Annotated in this window: 17 protein-coding genes; 10 read left to right on the top strand and 7 right to left on the bottom strand. The window is 34.5% G+C overall.

Features of this window, described 5'->3' with window-relative positions:
* Position 1 precedes the first annotated feature (1 nt).
* The 3 genes from BMY39_RS14170 to era all read left to right on the top strand — a co-directional run bounded on the left by BMY39_RS14170 (position 2) and on the right by era (position 3593).
* The gene (locus BMY39_RS14170; protein ID WP_092580843.1) at positions 2-1660 is read left to right on the top strand and encodes an alpha-amylase family glycosyl hydrolase; all 1659 of its coding nucleotides are present in this window, start codon (positions 2-4) and stop codon (positions 1658-1660) included.
* A gap of 206 nt (positions 1661-1866) precedes the next feature.
* Entirely contained in the window at positions 1867-2601 is a 735-nt protein-coding gene (locus BMY39_RS14165) for a BamJ family beta-barrel-assembly machinery protein (protein ID WP_092580842.1), read from the top strand.
* 107 nt (positions 2602-2708) lie between these two features.
* Positions 2709-3593, top strand: coding sequence for a GTPase Era (era, locus tag BMY39_RS14160; protein WP_092580840.1), 885 nt, complete (start codon positions 2709-2711; stop codon positions 3591-3593).
* A gap of 131 nt (positions 3594-3724) precedes the next feature.
* On the opposite strand, the gene BMY39_RS14155 is transcribed toward era, so the two are convergent.
* On the bottom strand, positions 3725-4228 hold the full coding sequence (locus BMY39_RS14155; RefSeq protein ID WP_092580838.1) for a GTP-binding protein: 504 nt from the start codon (positions 4226-4228) through the stop codon (positions 3725-3727).
* Between the two features lie 75 nt (positions 4229-4303).
* Between BMY39_RS14155 and der the strand changes: the two genes are divergently transcribed.
* The 3 genes from der (at position 4304) to BMY39_RS14140 (ending at position 8964) form a co-directional block, all read left to right on the top strand.
* Positions 4304-5608, top strand: coding sequence for a ribosome biogenesis GTPase Der (gene der / locus BMY39_RS14150; protein WP_092580836.1), 1305 nt, complete (start codon positions 4304-4306; stop codon positions 5606-5608).
* Positions 5609-5945: 337 nt separating this feature from the next.
* Positions 5946-6386, top strand: a complete 441-nt coding sequence (locus BMY39_RS14145; RefSeq protein WP_177176615.1) for a protein-disulfide reductase DsbD domain-containing protein — start codon at positions 5946-5948, stop codon at positions 6384-6386.
* Between the two features lie 10 nt (positions 6387-6396).
* The gene (locus BMY39_RS14140; protein ID WP_092580833.1) at positions 6397-8964 is read left to right on the top strand and encodes a TlpA family protein disulfide reductase; all 2568 of its coding nucleotides are present in this window, start codon (positions 6397-6399) and stop codon (positions 8962-8964) included.
* Between the two features lie 108 nt (positions 8965-9072).
* On the opposite strand, the gene BMY39_RS14135 is transcribed toward BMY39_RS14140, so the two are convergent.
* From BMY39_RS14135 to BMY39_RS14110, 6 genes are all read right to left on the bottom strand, one after another.
* Complete coding sequence (locus BMY39_RS14135) at positions 9073-9957, bottom strand: TPM domain-containing protein (protein WP_092580831.1); 885 nt, start codon at positions 9955-9957, stop codon at positions 9073-9075.
* A 7-nt stretch (positions 9958-9964) separates the two neighbouring features.
* The gene (locus tag BMY39_RS14130) at positions 9965-10405 is read right to left on the bottom strand and encodes a TPM domain-containing protein (protein WP_092580829.1); all 441 of its coding nucleotides are present in this window, start codon (positions 10403-10405) and stop codon (positions 9965-9967) included.
* Positions 10406-10429: 24 nt separating this feature from the next.
* Positions 10430-11026, bottom strand: coding sequence for a LemA family protein (locus BMY39_RS14125; RefSeq protein ID WP_092580827.1), 597 nt, complete (start codon positions 11024-11026; stop codon positions 10430-10432).
* Positions 11027-11183: 157 nt separating this feature from the next.
* Positions 11184-11759: a hypothetical protein gene (locus BMY39_RS14120; RefSeq protein ID WP_143064784.1), complete on the bottom strand. Its 576-nt coding sequence runs from the start codon at positions 11757-11759 to the stop codon at positions 11184-11186.
* A 109-nt stretch (positions 11760-11868) separates the two neighbouring features.
* Complete coding sequence (locus BMY39_RS14115; protein WP_092580823.1) at positions 11869-12198, bottom strand: MerR family transcriptional regulator; 330 nt, start codon at positions 12196-12198, stop codon at positions 11869-11871.
* Positions 12198-13169, bottom strand: coding sequence for a M23 family metallopeptidase (locus tag BMY39_RS14110; protein ID WP_092580821.1), 972 nt, complete (start codon positions 13167-13169; stop codon positions 12198-12200). Before BMY39_RS14110 ends, BMY39_RS14115 begins: the two co-directional genes overlap by 1 nt.
* 117 nt (positions 13170-13286) lie before the next feature.
* On the opposite strand from BMY39_RS14110, the gene alaS reads away from it, so the two are divergent.
* The 4 genes from alaS (at position 13287) to BMY39_RS14090 (ending at position 19493) form a co-directional block, all read left to right on the top strand.
* Entirely contained in the window at positions 13287-15899 is a 2613-nt protein-coding gene (gene alaS / locus BMY39_RS14105) for an alanine--tRNA ligase (protein ID WP_092580819.1), read from the top strand.
* A gap of 164 nt (positions 15900-16063) precedes the next feature.
* The gene (locus BMY39_RS14100; protein ID WP_092580817.1) at positions 16064-17017 is read left to right on the top strand and encodes a GSCFA domain-containing protein; all 954 of its coding nucleotides are present in this window, start codon (positions 16064-16066) and stop codon (positions 17015-17017) included.
* An 81-nt stretch (positions 17018-17098) separates the two neighbouring features.
* Positions 17099-18970 (top strand): outer membrane protein assembly factor BamB family protein, encoded by a 1872-nt coding sequence (locus BMY39_RS14095; RefSeq protein ID WP_092580815.1) that lies wholly within the window; start codon positions 17099-17101, stop codon positions 18968-18970.
* Between the two features lie 238 nt (positions 18971-19208).
* Positions 19209-19493 carry a hypothetical protein gene (locus BMY39_RS14090; protein WP_092580813.1) on the top strand — a complete coding sequence of 95 codons (285 nt, stop codon included), beginning with the start codon at positions 19209-19211 and terminating at the stop codon, positions 19491-19493.
* Positions 19494-19499 lie beyond the last annotated feature (6 nt).

The following is a 19499-nucleotide window of genomic DNA, read 5'->3' as shown; positions in this document are numbered from 1 at the left end:
TATGAAACGATATATATTAATACTATTATCTTTTTTAGTGCTTTTCAATTGTGAGAATAACAAGGAAACACATTTAGAAAAGCCCAAAATGCCTTTTGTTTGGGAAGGAGCGAATATATATTTTTTATTAACTGATAGATTCAATAATGGTGATACATCAAACGACATCAATTTTGATAGAAGCTTGGAAACGGCGAAACTCCGTGGTTTTAAAGGTGGCGACATAAAAGGCGTTACACAAAAAATAAAGGAAGGCTATTTTACCAATTTGGGTGTTAATGCCATTTGGTTGACACCTATAGTAGAGCAAATTCACGGAGGGACAGACGAGGGCACTGGAGTAACCTACGGGTTTCATGGTTATTGGGCTAAAGATTGGACAGCCATTGACCCGAATTTTGGCACAAAAGCAGATTTACATGAATTGGTTGAAACGGCTCATAAAAACGGTATTCGTATTCTTTTGGATGCTGTAATTAATCATACCGGACCTGTAACCGAGAAAGACCCTTTGTGGCCGGAAGGATGGGTGCGAACCGAACCACAATGTAATTATCAATCTTATGAGAATACGGTAACCTGTACCTTGGTAAAAAACCTTCCCGATATTAAAACCGAAAGTAATGAAACGGTAGAATTACCACCGCAATTGATTGAAAAATGGAAAGCAGAAGGTAGATACGAGCAAGAAATCGCCGAATTGGATGCTTTTTTTAAAAGAACAGGCCACCCAAGAGCGCCAAGGTTTTACATTATGAAATGGCTCACGGATTATATCATAGAGTTTGGGATTGACGGCTATCGTGTGGATACCGTTAAACATACAGAGCCCTATGTTTGGCAAGAGTTTAAAAAAGAATGCGATTATGCTTTTGCCGAATATAAAAAAGGAAATGCTGATAAAGCTCTAGATGATAACGACTTTTATTTGGTTGGGGAGGTCTATAACTATGGTATTTCTGCAGGAAAAGCTTTTGATTTTGGAGATAAAAAAGTTAATTATTTTGATGATGCGTTTGATGGATTAATCAATTTTGAGGCAAAATGGAATGCGAAACAAATGCCAACAGAGATGTTCTTTGAAAAGTATTCCCATATTTTAAAGTCTAATTTAAAAGGCTATAGTGTTTTAAACTATTTAAGTTCCCATGATGACGGGCAGCCTTTTGACCCTTCAAGGGAAAAACCTTATGAAACAGCAAATAAATTATTATTATGCCCCGGGACTTCCCAAGTATATTACGGTGATGAGTCGGCACGTTCTTTGGTTGTTGAAGGAACTGTAGGCGATGCCACCTTGCGCTCTTTTATGAATTGGGAGGCAGTTAGAAACGAAGAGAAAACGCAAAATATATTAAGGCATTGGCAAAAATTGGGGCAGTTTCGTGCCAATCATCCTGCTGTAGGTGCTGGTGTCCATCAAACGATTTCTAAAGCCCCTTTTGTGTTTTCGCGAACTTTTGAAAAAGATGATTACAAAGATACTGTTGTTGTTGCAATGGATTTGCCCGAGGGAGAGAAGGTTATAAACATTCTCAATTTTTTTTCAGAAGAAGAAAAAGTGTATGACTTTTATTCTGGTACTTATGGAAATATTGTTAATGGTAAGGTTGTTATAAATACTCCATACAGTTTAGTTCTTTTGGAAATGTGTTATTAATATGTTGCTCATGTCTTGGTGGTGTAGGTAAAAAAAGTGAAGTTGAGGTAGAAACGTTTATAGTACAGAAAATATAACTCACATGTTCCAAAGATGAATATGCTAGCAGTTAGGGAGAATTTTTCATTCTAAATAGAACGTTAATACGTTTTTTTTATGTACTTAATTTCGTTACTTTTGGCGCAATTTAAAAACAAGATTACACTATGAGATTAATTAAATTATCAATTTTAGCAATTGTTATAAGTTTCGCTTCATGCCAAAATAAACCAGGAGCGGTGACTAAGGATGCATTAAAAACGGAAATAGATTCAGTAAGTTATGCCATTGGAATGGATGTTGGAAATAGTGTGCTTACGAATTTTGAGGACATTAACAATGATTTGTTCTTGGCTGGTTATTTAAATGTTCTGGATTCTGCCGATGTATTGTTCGATAAAACCATGGCTCAAGGACTGGTACAAACGTATTTTCAAAAGAATCGTGAAAAAATAATGAAAAGACAGCAAGAGCGTGCTGCTAAAGAAGCCGAAGAAAAATTTGGCGCTAATAAAGAAGCTGGAGAAACATTCTTAAAAGAAAATGTTAACAATGAAGGTGTAATGACAACGGATAGTGGTCTACAGTACATTGTACTTAAAGAAGGAAACGGTGATAAACCAACAACTGCTGATAGAGTAAAAGTGCATTACCATGGAACATTAATAGACGGAACGGTTTTTGACAGTTCAGTAGATAGAGGTGAGCCAACTGAATTTGGTGTTACTCAGGTGATTAAAGGATGGACTGAAGGTTTGCAATTAATGAGCGAAGGAGCTAAGTACAAATTCTTTATACCTCAAGAATTAGCTTATGGCGCAAACCCAAGACCAGGAGGAGCTATTGAGCCTTTTTCTGCTTTAGTTTTTGAAGTTGAATTGATAGAGATTCTCGATAAATAATTTATTTATTTATGTAAAATATCAAAAACAGGAAGCGATTGCGCTTCCTGTTTTTTTTTTAGCCGTTAGAAAATAAATAGATTGTAAATTTGTAATAAATTTTAAAGATGAGTCATAAAGCTGGTTTTGTTAATATTATAGGTAATCCTAACGTAGGGAAATCTACATTGATGAATGCGTTTGTAGGTGAAAAATTATCTATCATCACTTCAAAGGCACAAACTACACGGCACCGTATTTTAGGAATTGTGAATGGAGACGATTTTCAGGTGGTATTAAGTGATACCCCTGGAATCATTAAACCAGCATACGAGTTACAGGCTTCGATGATGGATTTTGTGAAATCTGCTTTTGAAGATGCCGATATTTTAATTTATATGGTTGAAATTGGCGAACAAAATTTAAAGGATGAAAAGTTCTTTAATAAAATCACCAATTCTAAAATTCCAGTATTACTTTTATTAAATAAAATTGATACCTCAAATCAAGAACAATTAGAGAGTCAGGTACAACTTTGGGCTAAAAAAGTACCTAATGCGGAGATATTTCCAATCTCTGCCTTGCAAGGTTTCAATGTAAAGGAGGTGTTTAATCGTATTTTAGAATTATTACCAGAGTCACCACCATTTTATCCAAAAGATCAGTTAACAGATAAACCTGAACGCTTTTTTATAAATGAAAAAATAAGAGAAAAAATTCTACTTCATTATAAAAAGGAAATCCCATACGCTGTAGAAATAGAAACAGAGGAGTTTTTTGAGGAAGAAAACATCATCAGAATTCGCTCGGTAATTATGGTGGAACGCGAAACACAAAAAGGTATTATTATAGGTCACAAGGGTAGTGCGTTAAAGCGTGTAGGGGTTGAGGCTAGAAAAGACTTAGAAGTTTTCTTTGGAAAACAAATTCACTTAGAGTTGTATGTAAAAGTCAATAAAAACTGGCGAAGTAATCAAAACCAGCTTAAACGTTTTGGTTATAATAATAACTAAAAGCTAATAATTACTTTTTAATTAGGTAACTATAGCTTAACATATTAAATAGATATTTGTACATCTCAAAAATTTAGTTTTGTTGAGTTTGAGTTAGTTAGTTTAAAAGCTTTGGTTGAGCCTCTTTTCAATTAAGGCTTTTTTTGTTGTAAGATACTTTGCATAATATCGTGTAGCTGCATCATTTCTTTTTTGCTGGAATCCCTTCCTATTCTACCTGCAAAATAAAGTACAAACCATATAATTACCATCAGTACCATCAGGCTTGCTTGTACTATAAAACCAGTTTTTAGGCTCCAATTAGTATACGCCCAAATACCGAAGGCAATAAAAAGTCCAGCTACCATAAAATGCAGAAACATAAACATGGTCCAAACAGTGGGGTTCGGTCCAAATAAGCCATGAAGTAAGCTAGTATTGGCATTTACTTCATCTATTTCCAAATGTAATTGTGGTGACCAAAAGTGCTGGTCTTTCTTAGGATATTTTATGAAAACGTGATTATCAATTCTAGTAATAGTGAAGTTCTTCTGTGAAGTTTTTAGATCTTCGAAGCGTTTTAAAACAACGTCGTTACTTTCGTTTAACTCAATTTTAAATCGAGGTCTTAAAACAATATCATTTTTAGTTGGCATGCTATTTAGTTTGTACTGTAAATTACTATTTTTTCTTCAATATTAAGTGTTACCTTTGCACCCAATTCAAAGAATATGGGTAATATAGTTGCTATAGTGGGAAGACCAAACGTGGGGAAGTCTACCTTTTTTAATCGAATGATTCAAAAAAGGGAAGCTATCGTTGATGCCGTAAGTGGTGTTACGAGAGACCGCCATTACGGGAAGTGCGAATGGAATGGGAGGGAGTTTTCGTTGATTGATACTGGTGGCTATGTAGTAGGTAGTGATGATATTTTTGAAGCCGAAATTGATAAACAAGTAGAATTGGCTATTGACGAAGCCGATGCCATTATTTTTATGGTTGATGTAGAAGACGGAGTTACCGGAATGGATGAAGACGTTGCAGGATTATTACGCAAGGTAAAAAAGCCAGTATTTTTAGTAGTGAATAAGGTAGATAACGGCAAACGCGCTGAAGACGCCGTAGAATTTTATGCCCTTGGATTGGGCGACTATTACACAGTAGCAAGTATAAACGGTAGTGGTACAGGTGAACTTTTAGATGCACTAGTTAAGGCATTGCCCGAAAAAGAGGAAACCGTAGAAGAAGAGTTGCCACGTTTTGCAGTCGTTGGTCGCCCTAATGCAGGAAAATCATCTTTTATAAATGCATTGATTGGTGAAGATAGATATATTGTTACGGATATTGCAGGCACAACAAGAGACTCTATAGATACAAAATATAATCGTTTTGGATTTGAATTTAATCTAGTAGATACTGCTGGAATTAGAAAAAAGTCTAAAGTAAAAGAAGATTTAGAATTCTATTCGGTAATGCGAAGTGTTAGAGCTATTGAGCATGCCGATGTGTGCTTGTTAGTTTTAGATGCCAACAGAGGTTTTGACGGACAGGTTCAAAATATTTTTTGGCTAGCAGAACGCAACCGTAAAGGCATTGTAGTTTTGGTAAACAAATGGGATTTAGTTGAGAAGGACCATAAATCTGTAAAAGAATACGAAAAAGCCATTAGAAAACAAATGGAACCTTTTACCGATGTTCCCATTGTGTTTATTTCTGCATTAACCAAACAGCGTATTTATAAAGCTATTGAGACGGCAGTTGAGGTTTATAAAAATAGATCTAAAAAGATTAAAACAAGCGAGCTTAATGAGGTTTTACAGCCTATTATAGAGCATTATCCGCCACCAGCCTACAAAGGTAAATTTGTAAAAATTAAATACATTATGCAATTGCCAACGCCACAACCGCAATTTGCATTTTTCTGTAATTTACCGCAGTATGTAAAAGATCCTTATAAACGCTTTTTAGAAAATAAACTTCGTGAGAATTTTGGGTTTAATGGTGTGCCGATAAGTGTTTATATGAGGAAGAAGTAACGAGGCATAAGTTTTTAGTTTCAAGGTTTAGGTTCAAGATTCTGATTTTGTTAATTGGTAATTGACTTTTATTATTAGTACCTAGTATCTCTTACATTCCATCTTCACAATATTGCAGATACAAATTGTTGATTTTAAATCATTACATAATAGTGTCTGTAGTTACAAGGCGTAAAGAAATAGCAAAGGATATTAAATTAAGGTTAAAGCACATCTTAGAGTAAGTTTTAACATTACACTTATTAAAATTGGCTAATAATTAAGAAAATACATACTATTATACGCTTACTTTCGTTACATTCGTATTAGCTATTAACACTTAATTTTATTTCTTCTTTTGAGAGTTGTCCTATTCCTTTTAGTATTAATATCAACACATTATTTTTCTCAAATTTTAAGTCCTGTTACTTGGAAAACTACAATAGAGAAAGTTTCAAAAAACGAATATGACATTGTGCTTACTGCTGATATAAAAACCAGTTGGCATTTATATTCACAACACCTTGCCGAAGGAGGTCCTTTACCAACTGTATTTACCTTTGTGCCTAGCGACAATTATGAATGTGAAGGCCAGCCATCAGAAGAAGACGCCAAAGAAGTATATGAAGAGGTTTTTGAAATGAACGTAAAATACTTTGAAAACAAAGCAGTTTTTAAACAGCGCATCAAAACTAACACTTTTAGGCCTTTAAAAATAGAAGGCGAGATCAACTATATGTCCTGTGACACCGAAAAATGTATACCAGGACACACAAATTTCGAGATATCAATCAAATAAACTATTAATTATGAAAAAACTCCTATTTATCCTTTTTGTTGGGGTAGTATCATCGCATATTTATGCACAAAAAAGCATTGAAAATCCAGAGTATGGGCTCGCCACATATCCAGGAGAAATTACAAAAATTGAAATGCTAGACACCACAACGGTTTTGCATTTCAAATTAAAAAAGTTGCCATGGGGTTACTTTCATTTGCATGAAGAATCATATATCCAAGATTTAAGCGGAGATAAAAAACTATTCACCACTAAACTCACAGGAGCAAAATTCAAAAGAAATTTTTTTCCAAAATCGGGAGAAGTCACATATCAGTTATATTTTCCGCCTTTAAGTAAAACTGTTAAAACTATTGAGTTTGGTGTGGAAAAAGAACGTGGCGGTGGTATTTATGATATTGTAATACAAGAAGATGAAAATAGTATAATATTGCCAAAAGAGCTTAGAGGTAACTGGTTTTTAGCCGATGGTAGTAATCGTTGGGATTATGGGTTTAATTCGAAATATGCCATTGTAGACGGTATTGTTTGGAACTATAAATCTGTTGAAAGAAATGATAAAAAATACACCATAACTCTAGAGAAAAATGGTGAGATTAAAACCGTTTATGTCAAACAAGTTAAAAGCGGAATAGTAGCTTTTGGTAATTCGCCAAAGGCGTTACAAGATTACAGTTTGGAAAAGGTGTATCACCCAGATTTTAAAATGCAAAATGATGAGGCTATTGAAAAGGTGGAGTTTATAATAGGTTTTACTACTTATTCTGGAATGATAAAAGGGTTTTCAGGAAGAATGAAGCAAAAAACAGGAATGCTATATGTAAATAATCCGTTTAAAGGTAGTCAAGAATCTCATTTGGTTAAGATAAATAATGATGGAAGTTTTAAAGTAACATTTCCGCTAACACACCCGCAAACGGTTTACGTAAAAATGCCTACTGGAAGATATGATGTTTTTTTAGAGCCTGAGAAAACAACATTTCATTACGTATATAATGACGAGTCTTTTTTTATGGGAGACAATGCAAGTGCGAATTCAGATTTGCAACAATTATCAGGTATTAGACTTAGGTTAAATAAGGAACAATATAATAAAATAGGAGAAACATCTCCTGAGAAGTATGCACAATTGTGCCAAAAACTAAAAGATGAATCTTTGGATAAGCTTAAAGCATTTCAAAAAGATAAGATCATTAGTGAAAAAGCACTGCAAATAAAAAGTGCAGAAATTGAACTAGGATTTTACGATATGCTTTTGAGTTATGATATGAATCGCCGTTCAATAGTTTATAAAAATAAAAAAGCCAAAAATGAAAAAGATATATTGCCATACAAGGAGTTTGAGGTGAATGATAAATATTATGATTTTCTATCTCGTGATATTTTAGACAATAAGCTGTTAACCTTGTCAAATAGCTTTTATTTTTTCACGAATAGGTTAATGCATGCCCCTATTTTTAGAGAAGATAGAAACTTTAGTCGGCCATCAAAATCGGAAATAGCATTTTGGCTTCAAAAAGTGGGGGTAGAATTAACTGCTGAAGAATTAAATATGGCAGAATTGAGCAAGCAAATTGAAACTCCTGAAATGCTTGCCAAAGAAGAGAAATTTGAAAAGACTTATGGTGATACCCGACAAGCCTTCTACAAAAAATATAGAGAACATTTTAAGGATGCATCAGCATATTTAAAGAAACAAGACCAGCCCAAACATGACTTTATTCTTAATGTAGTGGACTATTTAAAAACTAAGGATATTTCAATAACAGAAGAGGAAGCTAAAATGGCAGAAGTGTTAAACGTTTTAAAAACACCTGTAGAAATTGAAGAAGAACGTTTATTTAACAAACAATTTGCTAGTGCTATCAATACGTTTAACACTAAATATATGGAGCATAGTTCTGAAATTTTTAGAGAACGGTTGAATAAAGTTCGTGATGAAAAGATGCAAGCATTTTTTGGAACGCAAAATTCCTTTATGCAGGATGTCATGAGAATGCAAACCCTGTGTAAAAAGTTTGAAGATTACAAGTTTTATGAAGGTAATAAGCTAGCTATTGCTCAGAAAGAGTTGCAAACCTCATTTTTAAAAGACTATTTGGCGTTTTGCAATCAGCAAATCAAAGAAAAGATAGAGCGCAACAAGACCAAAGGAGGATATACAATACACAATGTAGAAAAAAGGGAAGGCGATGAGTTATTTGCATCAATGCTTGAAAAATTTAAAGGGAAAGTAGTTTACGTAGATTTTTGGGCAACATGGTGCGGCCCATGTAAATCTGGTATAAAAAGAATTGCACCGTTAAAAGAAGAAATGGCCGATGAAGATGTTGTGTTTTTATATATAACCAATCAAACTTCTCCTGAAGCTACATGGAAGAACGCTATCGCTAATATTAAAGGAGAACACTATAGGGTTTCAGACGATGAGTGGAATTACTTAGTGCAGAAATTTAATATTTCAGGAATCCCGCATTACACATTGGTGGATAGACAAGGAAATGTGGTAAAGCCAAAACTAGGCCACATGTCCAATAATGGTATAAAACGAATCTTAAAAGCGGAAATGGATAAATAGTGCTATTTCCTAGTGTAATAAAACGAGTTTAAATAAAAAGGAGAGATGAGATATCAATCTCTCCTTTTTTTATGCGTTTATATGAAGTCTTATTTTATCTGCATAGTTTTACCAGCCCCCAGAAGCACCGCCGCCGCCGAAGCCGCCGCCGCCGAAGCCACCACCAAAACCGCCACCTCCTCCAGATGACCAGCCGCCGCCACGAGAGCTGCCGCCCCAGCCGCTAGAGCCTCTACGATAGCTACCGCGCCCCATGTTACTTAAAATTATGGCTTCTAATAAATCTCGTCCATCAACACCACCTGTTCTTCCTCCACTTCCTCCACCACCGCGTCTGTTTTTGGATACAGAAATTAAAATGATGATAAAAATAAAGAACAACATGAATATCAATCCAACAGGAAAACCACTGCCTTCGGTAGATTGCCGTGTACCTTTATATTCGCCGTTCATCACTTCAAAAATGGCATCAGCACCTCTGTTCAGTCCGCCGTAGTAATCATTCTGTTTAAAGTAAGGAATAATGTCGCGCTCAATGATGCGTTTAGACATAGCATCCGTGAGTAAATGCTCTACGCCGTAACCAGTGTTAATAGCAATGCGTCTATCATCTCTTGCTAATAAAATAAGAACGCCATTATCCTCTTTTTCCTGGCCAATACCCCATTTTTCACCCCATTGTGCTCCTAAATAATTAATATTTTCTCCTTTAGTAGAAGCGATTATTGCTACAACAATTTGAGTTGAAGTAGTGTCGGAGTATTTGATAAGCTTTTGTTCTAAGCTATTTTTTTGTGAAGGTGTTAATAACTTATAATAATCGTAAACGCTAGTTTGAAACTTTGGTTTTTCAGGAATATCAAACTGAGCAAATAAAGCGTTAAAAGAAAATAAAAGCGTTAGTAAAGTATATATGAACTTATTTTTCAATTTAAACTGCGACTGCGACTGCGACTGCGACTGCGACTTAATACTGAATACTAAATACCCCATACCAGCCTTATCCTTTAGAAATTTCGTTAGTAAGTTCGTTCTTGTCGTTGTCAGTATACTGAAAATGTTGCTGTAATTGTTCTCCAGATTTTAAAATTCCTTCAACTAATCCCTGTTTAAAATTCCCATTTTTAAAATTTGACTGGATAATGTTTTTTGTGCTATCCCAAAATCCTTTTTCAACAACATTATTAATCCCTTTGTCGCCATAAATAACGAAGGTTTTGTCTTCCACAGCAACATAAATTAAAACGGCGTTTTGCAGTTTAGTATTGTCCATTTTTAGAAAGTGAAACACCTCTAAAGCACGATTTGTAGCATCACCCTTGCAAGTGTGTTCTATATGCACACGAATTTCTCCAGAAGTATGTAATTCTGCTTGTCGAATTGCTTCAACAATCTCCTGTTCTTCATCGGCCGTAAGAAATGCTTCAATGTTAGTGGACATAATGTTATTTTGTTTATAATAGGATTATTTAAAATCGAAATTTACATCTGGTGCATTTTCGGCTCCAGCTTCAGATTTAAAATAACTCATGTCATCAAAATTTAAAACGCCTGCAAGCAATGAGTTTGGGAATGTTTTGATGTGTTTGTTATAAGGCTCTACTGCTTCATTGAACCTATCTCGTGCAACGTTAATTCTGTTCTCAGTACCTTCTAATTGCGCTTGTAACTCTAAGAAGTTTTGGTTCGCTTTTAACTCAGGGTATCGTTCCACAGTTACTAAAAGGCTTTTTAAAGCACCTGATAGTCCGCTTTGTACTTCACTAAATTTGGCAATTTGTTCTGGTGTTAAATTCGATGGGTCTATATTCATTGATGTAGCTTTAGCTCTCGCTTCGATAACATCTTTTAGGGTTCCCCTTTCGAAATCGGCTGCGCCCTGAACTGTTTTTACTAAGTTGCCAATTAGGTCATTTCTGCGTTGGTAACTACTCTCTACATTGGCCCAGGTTTTTGTGGCTTCTTCTTTTAGATTTACAGCGGTGTTGTTAAAGTTTTTTCCCCAAGAATACAGTCCTAATACTATAATTCCAATAATAATCCATGGCAAAAATTTCTTCATGATAATAGGTTTAAATGTTAGTGATATTAGTTAGACTCAAAATTAATAAAAAAGTTACTCGCTAAGGATATAAATAAGCCCTTCATGTATTAGAAACCATTAAAACCATAAAGTTTGTTACATCTTTATTTGGATCAGGATAAAATTACATATTAAATTAGAAAACAAATTCTAATCCAAAGAACCAACTTTCCCGCATATCTAAAAATCCAAGCTCTCTATCGCTTGCAGAATATAATTGTACCATATCTGTGCGCTGTGTTCCTTGGGAAAGTACGTTAATTTTTAACCATTTAGTTAGTTTGTAGGAGAATTCTAAAGACCAGCCGAAACTTGGTTTAGTAAAATCAAAACGACTTATAATACCGTAACCTAATGCAAGGTTGGTCTCAAAATTAGTCATTTCAAACCTAGGTATGAACCAAATTTTCGGAAAGACAATTTTATTAAACGCATACCCAATGTTTCCAGAATACCTTTTGTAATCACCAGCTAATTCCGCAAACTCAAACTCACCTAAAACTAGCCAATATCCTAATCGTTGTTGTTTAAAATTATATTTACCTCTAATCACAACATCGAGTGTTCCTGGAGGATGGCCATGTTCATCACCGCGTAATCCAAGGCCAATGTCTTCGTAAACACCTAAAGAAAAATTACCTTGAGCATTGATACTTAGACTGTAAAACAAAATAGAACAAAAGCATAACGTAAACTTGTAAAGACATTTCATTGAAATATAACGGGTTTTAATTGACAAATAGTTGCATTTTTACGCTTAAAAATAATGAACATATCTAGAAAATTAATAGGCGTAATGTTAAGATTGGAAGAGCGTTTGATTATAGATGTTTCTTAATTTGAATGAGTTTGTTTTTTATATCCTCTAATTTACTTACGATTTCAAACGTACTTAAAGCCGACTTTTTTTCTTCCTTTAAATGAATTTTAGCGCCTTCTAAAGTAAAGCCACGTTCTTTTACTAGATGATAAATAAACTTTAGATTTTTAATATCCTCTGGTGTGAATTTACGATTGCCTTTAGCATTTTTCTTGGGCTTTAAAATATCGAATTCTTTTTCCCAAAAACGAATTAAAGAGGTGTTTACCCCAAAAGCTTTGGCAACTTCGCCAATTCCATAATATCGTTTTTCGGGTAAATCTATATGCATTAGTCGAGAGATTGATTTTCTAGTGAAGCGCGCTCCAAGAGTTCGCTAAACTCTTCTGCGGTTAAACTTCCGTAGTAAAAGTTAATAGGATTAATTCGGTTACCGTCCTTAAAAATTTCGTAATGTAAGTGTGGTGCTTCAGAACGTCCTGTGCTACCTACAAAACCGATAAGGTCTCCGCGTTTTACTTTTTGGTTTCTTCTAACATTATACTTGTAAAGGTGTGCGTATAAGCTAACGTAGCCAAAGCCATGGTCTATTCTAATATGTTTGCCATAACCGCTTGAACCAGAATCTGCACGAACCACAACGCCATCGCCACTGGCGTAAATAGGTGTGCCACGCGGAGCGGTAAAATCCATACCCCAATGCATTTTTCTTGCTTTAGTAAATGGATCCGACCGCATACCGTAGCCAGATGCCATTCGTGTTAAATCCTCATTGCTTACAGGTTGTATCGCGGGTATTGCAGCTAGTAGCTTTTCCTTTTCTTCAGCCAAAATCGCTATTTCATCAAGCGATTTAGATTGCACTACTATTTGTTTCTGCAAAATATCTAAGCGCTTATTAGTTTCTATGATAAGTGAAGAATTATCATAGCCTTCTAAATCTTTGTACCTATTTATACCGCCAAAACCTGCACGTCTTTGTTCTTCAGGAATTGGGTTTGCCTCAAAATAAACACGATAAATATTATTGTCCCTATCTTCAATATTGGCTAAAACAGTTTCAGCTTCTTTCATTTTTTTGTTCAACAAATCAAACTGTAATTGCATGTTGGTAAGCTCTCGCTTAAGCTCTTTTTCTTTGGGAGATTCAAAATAATGCCCTGCTATTATAACGAACAAAAAGGCAAAAAGTGCGGAAGCCAGCAAGAATACCATTATGTACTTAAAGGTATTGCGTTTTTTACGCTCAATTTTCCGATAGGAAAGCGATTCTGGATCGTAATAATATTTTACCTTACTCATTCCTTAAATTATACTATTTTTGCTGCCTGTAGGATAGTTTTATGCAAAAACCAAAAGTAAAGATAAAAATTGTTTTACAAATACTATAATTTAACGAATAATAGTGTAATTACATCTATGAAATCTCAAGACATAAGATCTAAATTTTTAAGTTTTTTTGAAGGTAAAAAACATACTATTGTGCCATCGGCGCCTATGGTTTTGAAAAACGATCCTACCCTAATGTTTGTAAATTCTGGAATGGCACCGTTTAAGGAGTATTTTTTGGGAAATGCAGAACCTAAAAACAATAGAATAGCAGATACTCAAAAGTGTTTAAGGGTTTCTGGTAAGCATAATGATTTGGAAGAGGTAGGCTATGATACCTATCACCACACGCTTTTTGAAATGCTGGGGAACTGGAGTTTTGGCGATTACTTTAAAAAAGAAGCGATTGCGTGGGCTTGGGAGTTGCTTACAGAGGTTTTCGGTATTGATAAAGATATTTTATATGTAACTGTTTTTGAAGGTGATGCAGAAGATGGTACTGAAATGGATACTGAAGCTTATGATTTTTGGAAAGCCCATATTGCTGAGGACCGAATACTTAAAGGAGACAAAAAAGATAACTTCTGGGAAATGGGAGACCAAGGTCCGTGTGGGCCTTGTAGCGAGATACACGTTGATATTCGATCTCCGGAAGAAAAAGCAAAAATATCAGGTAAGGATTTGGTGAATAAAGACCACCCACAGGTTGTGGAAATTTGGAATTTGGTTTTTATGCAGTACAATCGAAAAGCCAATGGCTCTCTTGAAACCTTACCGAATAAACACATTGATACAGGAATGGGCTTTGAGCGCCTTTGCATGGTTTTACAAGGTGTACAGTCTAACTACGATACCGATGTGTTTACGCCACTAATTCGAGAAATTGAAACTATTACTGATAAAACATATGGTAGTGATGAAAAGGTAGATATTGCTATCCGCGTAATTTCTGATCACGTAAGAGCTGTAGCTTTTTCAATAGCTGACGGGCAATTACCTAGCAACACTGGCGCAGGATATGTTATTAGAAGAATTTTGAGACGTGCGGTGCGATATGGTTTTACATTTTTAGATAAAAAAGAACCTTTTATATTTAGACTAGTTGATGTTTTGAGCAACCAAATGGGAACAGCTTTTCCTGAATTAAAAGCTCAAAAACAATTGATTGAAAATGTAGTTAAGGAAGAAGAGCATTCTTTTTTAAGAACTTTAGAACAAGGCTTGGTATTATTAAATCGCATTGTTAAGGAAACCAAAGGCGATACCATTTCAGGAGAAAAAGCTTTTGAATTATATGACACTTATGGGTTCCCTATCGATCTAACTTCTCTTATCCTTTCGGAAAAAGGTTTAAAGTTAGATGAAAAAAGCTTTGAAGAAGAGTTGCAAAAGCAAAAAAACCGTTCCAGAGCTGCCAGTGAGACTTCTGCAGATGATTGGACGATTTTAATTGATGATACCGATGAAGAATTTATTGGATACGATACATTAGAAGCCAATGTTAGGTTAATACGGTACAGAAAAGTATCTTCTAAAAAAGAAGGCGATATGTATCAACTGGTATTTAATGTAACACCTTTCTATCCTGAAGGAGGCGGACAAGTTGGGGATAAAGGTTATTTAGAAGACATACATGGTGATGTAATTTATATTGTAGATACCAAAAAAGAGAACAATGTTATCATACATTTTACAAAAAACCTACCTAAACATTTAGATGAGACGTTTAAAGCTGTTGTAGATTCTAAGCAACGCCATAGAACAGAATGCAATCATACCGCTACACATTTGTTGCACCAAGCACTGCGTGAGGTTTTAGGAACCCATGTTGAGCAAAAAGGAAGCGCCGTAAACTCTAAGTACTTACGATTTGATTTTTCGCATTTTTCGAAATTAACGGTTGAGGAACTGCAAGATGTAGAGAATTTTGTAAATAGACGAATTGAAGGTAAATTACCTTTGGAAGAAAAGCGTAATGTGCCAAAAGAGGAAGCAATTGCTGATGGTGCTATGAGTTTATTTGGAGAGAAATATGGTGATACCGTACGTTCTATACGCTTTGGAAAATCTATAGAGCTTTGTGGTGGTACACATGTGGACAATACTGCAGACATCTGGCATTTTAAAATAATATCTGAGGGTGCTGTTGCTGCTGGTATTAGAAGGATTGAGGCCATTACAAATGATGCAGTGAAGGACTTTTATGTTGAAAACAATAAGACTTATTTTGAAATGAAAGACTTATTGAATAACGCTAAAGAACCCGTAAAAGCGCTTCAAAAATTGCAAGAGGAAAATGCGAGTTTACAAAAACAAATAGAGGTGTTGTTAAAGGATAAAGCCCAAAATATTAAGAATGAACTCAAGAGCGAACTTCAGGATATTAATGGGATACAATTCTTAGCCACAAAACTCGATTTAGATGTTGGCGGATTAAAGGATGTAGCCTTCGAACTGGGGAGCCAGTTTGATAATCTCTTTTTATTATTAGCTACGGAACAAAACGGGAAAGCGTTATTATCTTGCTATATTTCAAAAGAATTAGTGGCTAGTAAAAGTTTAAACGCAGGACAAGTGGTAAGAGAACTTGGTAAACACATCCAAGGTGGAGGTGGTGGCCAGCCTTTCTTTGCAACTGCCGGAGGTAAGAATCCGAGTGGGATTAATGACGCTTTAGAAGCTGCTAAAGAATTTGTGAAATAAACTATTTCATGCCCAGTATTTTATGGAATGTTCTTATTTCACATTTGTAGAACTTGATAAGTTTGAGTTTTAACAGTGTAATTGTCTTGTTTTTTGCCATAATTTAGAACTTTAAAAAAGTTAGACTAAAAAAGACTTAGAACGTTACATCAAAAATTCTTTCAATGAACCTTCAAACCAAAATACCACTATCAAAACGGGCTGATAATCTAATAAATTACGAGTCTAATATTTTGCTTTTAGGTTCGTGCTTTTCAGAAAATATTGGTAAAAAGTTTGATTATTTTAAGTTTAAGAACGTACAAAATCCTTTTGGCATTTTATTTCATCCCAATGCGATTGAGACGCTTTTGTCTCTGGCAGTAAATGAGAAGGTATATTCAGAATCTGATATTTTTTATCATAATGAACAATGGCATTGTTTTGATGCACATTCTAAATTGAGTAATATTTCAAAAGAACATCTTTTAGAAGATTTAAATACTCAAATTAGGCGGACTAAAACAAATATTCAAAAAGCGACGCATATTATTATCACATGTGGTACTTCTTGGGTATATCGTTTGTTAGAAGCTAATAGCATAGTAGCGAACTGCCACAAGGTTCCACAAAAAGAATTTGAAAAACGATTATTATCGGTTGAAGAAGTGAAACAATCGTTGCAAAATATTGTGGCGTTAATTAGCTCTGTAAATTCAAATGCAGAGATCATCTTTACGGTTTCCCCAATACGACACTTAAAAGATGGTTTTATTGAAAACGCTCAAAGTAAAGCGCATCTAGTGAGTGCTATTCATAATGTAATTAATACTGTAAAAAATTTAGTTTGCTACTTTCCGTCCTATGAAATTATGATGGATGAATTAAGAGATTACCGGTTTTATGCTGAAGATATGATTCATCCAAACCAAACTGCTATAAATTATATTTGGCAGCAGTTTAAATTTGTTTGGATATGTAATACAGCTTATAAAATTATGGATGAGGTTGATAGCATTCAAAAAGGGCTTCACCATAAACCGTTCAACCCAAATTCTGAGGCTAACCAAAGTTTTATTAAAAAAATTGAAGCTAGAAAAAAGGCTCTTAAATTACAGTTTCCCCATATGGTATTCTAAATATACGTAATTCATCGTATTGATTACGGTATTCTATTGTTGCAGATTTGTGGTGTTATAAATCATAAACAAAATTCAACAATGAGACACTTTAATTTGTTAGTTTTTCTTCTGGTAAGTACACTAGTAGTAAATGCACAAAAAGCAGAAACACCAAATCAAGATTACAATTTAGGCGCTAAGATTAACGAAATGACACTTACTGTAGGTGGTATTTTGGTAGTTGCTACTAATGATGGATTGGCAGGAATAAAGCCTACCGAGAGCCAACCCGTTTTTACATTTAATAATTTTGGAAAACTTAAGCCAGAGGAAACGGAGTTTGTTCCTAATTCACCATACATAATTGTTTCGCAAGGAGTAGGTTCGCAATTGGCAGGACTTTCTAAAACTAAGCGTGCTGTTATAGATTATGTGAAAGGAGAGGTTATTTTTAATTCGGAAAACGATAATTGGAACCAAATTTATACATGTAATGTAGTGCTTCCACAAAATAAATTAATTGTAAGTGGTATTCAAAAAGAAGGTAATAAGTTTGAAAAAATGACACCCAAAGTAGCTGTATATGATTTAAACACATCCAAATTAGACTACAGTTTCTTTTTAGATAAACCAGGACGGGTAGGCATTGCTAAAGACTTTAGTGTTACTGGAACACCTCTACTTTTAAAAGAATTTTTAATTATACCAACTGCACAAGGTTTGTTGGCAAAATCGCATACAGGAGAGGACTTGTGGCAAAGTAAAATAAAAGGGGTTAATTGGATGGTTGCTGATGAAACTGAAAAAGAAATTTATGGATTTGAAACAACAACCAACGGGAAAAACACGCGTATTCATAAAATAGGAAGCAATGGCGCAGAACTCTGGAATGACGATAGAAAAGTACAGGGTAATGTTTCTAATTTTCAAATACTGCCACTGGGTTTGGCGGTTGTAAGTGATAGAACAGCAGCACAAGAATCTGAAATAGCGTTTTTAAGTGCTTCTACAGGTGAGGATTTATGGGACAAAGCACCAAAAACTAAAGGGTTTGTACAACATTTTTATGTGCAGGAAGATGGTATTTTGTTTGGCATTCAGCAAGGAGGTATCAATAAAATTTCTTTTGATGGAAAAACATTGTTTAAAAAACCTTTAAAAACAGGTGAAAATATAATGGTAATGGCAGAATCACCACAAGGTTTAATTTATATTACAAGCGAGGATGCTAATATTGTAAATTTAAAATCAGGTGAACAAGTATGGAATAAGCCATTAAAATATAAGAGGGCATCGGCTGTTGCTTCAACTTTTGATGAAGCTAACGATAGATATTTAATTGCTGCCGATGGTAAAATTATGGCTATTGATGCTACTTCGGGTGATGTTAGCGATTTTGCCAAAAGTAATTTTGATGAAAAGGAAGATCCTAATCACATGGAAATAAGAGATGGTGGCGTGTTCTTGTCTTCTAATCAAAATATGACTATGGTAGGTTTTGATGGAAAGGAAACCTACCACGTTTATCACAAATCACCAGGTAGAAGTACTTTTGGTAAAATTGTTGGAGGCGCTTTAGCTGTTGCGTCAACTGCTATGACTGTAGGAATGAGTGCTAAAGCGGGAGCCAACCGGTCTGCTTATGGCAGCATAAACAATTTAAACAGTTATAACGATTATGGTAAAGAGGCAAAAAGAGCCGCTGATATGTTTTCAGATATTGCTAGTGCTTCGTTCGATTATTTATCAACACGCTTTAAAGCAAGTGCAGCAACCGAAAATGCACAGTTTATATTAACTAACCTAGACGGAGGTGCTGGCTTGGTTAAACTTAATAAAGATACAGGGGAAATAGAAAAAGAAATTCTGCTTAAAGACAAAAAGCCAGAATACGAGGTAGATGAATTTGGAGGGTTTTTATTTTATAAGGCTAACGACCAAACTATTTATGCTTACAACCTTAAAAAATAAATCTTGTTGTTGAGATTTGTCGATTGGGCGTGATAATCAGATTATTGCGCTTAATCTTTTTTTCAAACACTTAATCGAGTATTTATTAGGTTAACTAGTAAAAATTATTAGATTTAAAATGCTATTAATCAGTTCATACAGAAAACACCGATTGCTCTTTTTTTATAAAAATTTGAGTTGTTGGTGTTTTTTTATTTTCGTCTATTTTTCCAATAAACATCCTTAAACATAATTTACTATGAGTTTTGATGAGGTATTTATTGGATGTTTAGGGCTCTTGGTTTTAGTTTTGATTTACAACATATTGATAATTGTATCAAATCATCTTATTGAAAAGAATCTTGATGAAGATAAAATTTTGAATCTTCAAATTCAACTTTTTTTTCAGCAAGAAAAATCTTTTGAGCTCATTGAAAAAGAAAAACTATTGCATGATGTTAATGCATCGTTAAGTAAACGTATTTTTAAAATTCTAAAAAAAATAATTTCTTTACAAACGTTTATTGTTGAAACCTATCATTGATTTTTT

The sequence above is a fragment of the Hyunsoonleella jejuensis genome (genome assembly GCF_900111025.1).
GTDB classification, from domain to species: Bacteria; Bacteroidota; Bacteroidia; order Flavobacteriales; family Flavobacteriaceae; genus Jejuia; species Jejuia jejuensis.
The sequence above is the reverse complement of the archived record's forward strand: the minus strand, read 5'-3'. Positions and strand labels throughout refer to the sequence as shown.

Bases quoted from the DNA above. Each gene is read 5' to 3' on its own strand.
- BMY39_RS14155 (WP_092580838.1), bottom strand. From the start codon at position 4,228: ATGCCAACTAAAAATGATATTGTTTTAAGACCTCGATTTAAAATTGAG.
- BMY39_RS14115 (WP_092580823.1), bottom strand. From the start codon at position 12,198: ATGCATATAGATTTACCCGAAAAACGATATTATGGAATTGGCGAAGTT.
- BMY39_RS14110 (WP_092580821.1), bottom strand. From the start codon at position 13,169: ATGAGTAAGGTAAAATATTATTACGATCCAGAATCGCTTTCCTATCGG.
- BMY39_RS14130 (WP_092580829.1), bottom strand. From the start codon at position 10,405: ATGTCCACTAACATTGAAGCATTTCTTACGGCCGATGAAGAACAGGAG.
- BMY39_RS14095 (WP_092580815.1), top strand. From the start codon at position 17,099: ATGAGACACTTTAATTTGTTAGTTTTTCTTCTGGTAAGTACACTAGTA.
- der (WP_092580836.1), top strand. From the start codon at position 4,304: ATGGGTAATATAGTTGCTATAGTGGGAAGACCAAACGTGGGGAAGTCT.
- BMY39_RS14120 (WP_143064784.1), bottom strand. From the start codon at position 11,759: ATGAAATGTCTTTACAAGTTTACGTTATGCTTTTGTTCTATTTTGTTT.
- BMY39_RS14140 (WP_092580833.1), top strand. From the start codon at position 6,397: ATGAAAAAACTCCTATTTATCCTTTTTGTTGGGGTAGTATCATCGCAT.
- BMY39_RS14165 (WP_092580842.1), top strand. From the start codon at position 1,867: ATGAGATTAATTAAATTATCAATTTTAGCAATTGTTATAAGTTTCGCT.
- alaS (WP_092580819.1), top strand. From the start codon at position 13,287: ATGAAATCTCAAGACATAAGATCTAAATTTTTAAGTTTTTTTGAAGGT.
- BMY39_RS14135 (WP_092580831.1), bottom strand. From the start codon at position 9,957: ATGGGGTATTTAGTATTCAGTATTAAGTCGCAGTCGCAGTCGCAGTCG.
- BMY39_RS14100 (WP_092580817.1), top strand. From the start codon at position 16,064: ATGAACCTTCAAACCAAAATACCACTATCAAAACGGGCTGATAATCTA.
- BMY39_RS14125 (WP_092580827.1), bottom strand. From the start codon at position 11,026: ATGAAGAAATTTTTGCCATGGATTATTATTGGAATTATAGTATTAGGA.
- era (WP_092580840.1), top strand. From the start codon at position 2,709: ATGAGTCATAAAGCTGGTTTTGTTAATATTATAGGTAATCCTAACGTA.
- BMY39_RS14170 (WP_092580843.1), top strand. From the start codon at position 2: ATGAAACGATATATATTAATACTATTATCTTTTTTAGTGCTTTTCAAT.
- BMY39_RS14090 (WP_092580813.1), top strand. From the start codon at position 19,209: ATGAGTTTTGATGAGGTATTTATTGGATGTTTAGGGCTCTTGGTTTTA.